Source organism: Methylophaga pinxianii (genome assembly GCF_020447225.1).
In the GTDB taxonomy this organism is placed as follows: domain Bacteria; phylum Pseudomonadota; class Gammaproteobacteria; order Nitrosococcales; family Methylophagaceae; genus Methylophaga; species Methylophaga pinxianii.
Window position 1 is genome coordinate 1 of the sequence record NZ_JAJAEO010000064.1, and the last position, 626, is coordinate 626.

The following is a 626-nucleotide window of genomic DNA, read 5'->3' on the forward strand; positions in this document are numbered from 1 at the left end:
AATCCCTTGATGAGATTTGGTTACTTTATGCGGCCTGTTTTGCATATTCAACTGGCGACATGTAATTCAGTGAGCTATGTGGCCGGACATGATTGTAATGCTGCCGCCACTGGTCAATTTCATATTTCGCTTCATCCAATGTTCTGAACCAGTGCTGGTTGAGACACTCATTCCGAAACTTGCCATTCAGACTCTCCACAAAAGCATTCTGTGTTGGTTTACCTGGTTGAATAAAACCTAAATTGACACCGCTTTCTTTGCTCCAGAAAAACATGGCCTTACTGGTAAATTCAGTGCCGTTGTCGCAAATCACTTTGCTCGGTTTTTCCCGCTCTTCAAGTAGCAAATCTAGAAACCTGGCAACCTGCCTGCCACTGATAGAAACAGATACAAGCTGCCCCACCATTTCACGGGAATAATCGTCGACCACATTTAACACCCGAAAGCGCCGACCATTGCTTAACTGGTCAGACACAAAATCCATTGACCATCTCTGGTTCACAGCTGTAGGTACTTCCAGAGGCTGTCTCGGTCGAGTTAATTTCTTACGTTTTTTTGTACGAACCTGTAGTCCTTCTTCGGTATACAAACGATAGGTATGCTTTTTATTCACGACCAGCCCCTGT

Annotated in this window: 1 protein-coding gene; it reads right to left on the minus strand. The window is 44.6% G+C overall.

Annotated features, from left to right (window positions below):
- Nucleotides 1-25: 25 nt before the first annotated feature.
- On the minus strand, nucleotides 26-626 hold a 601-nt coding region (locus LGT40_RS00295), incomplete at its 5' end, for an IS3 family transposase (RefSeq protein ID WP_226343106.1).